General features: G+C 40.5%; 1 pseudogene. It reads right to left on the bottom strand.

Going from position 1 to position 252, the window contains the following annotated elements:
* Window positions 1-124: 124 nt before the first annotated feature.
* Window positions 125-252, bottom strand: a pseudogene (locus ORL93_RS31170) (transposase); the annotation flags it as partial.

The following is a 252-nucleotide window of genomic DNA, read 5'->3' as shown; positions in this document are numbered from 1 at the left end:
GAAGTCTTCAAAGAGACTCCGCCTTTTCAACGTACAATGAACTTCAACAATTACTAGCTACTTCCTAAACATTGTTCCTCATTTACCAACCTGTTTATGCTTTTTTCAAACTTCGCAACAGAACCCCCTGATCGTGTTAATGACGTGTTTTCTGCAGTAAAGCGACCAGACTGATATTTCTTCCAGAATAGACCTGCGTATTTGGCGATTCGTGTTTCATCGGTAAAGCGTTCAATTTGACCAATTTCAGCC

Origin of the sequence: Bacillus sp. DHT2 (assembly GCF_026241455.1) — a bacterium.
GTDB classification, from domain to species: domain Bacteria; phylum Bacillota; class Bacilli; order Bacillales; family Bacillaceae_G; genus Bacillus_A; species Bacillus_A pseudomycoides.
Note: the sequence above shows the minus strand (reverse complement) of the source record. Positions and strands in the feature narration are given on the sequence as shown.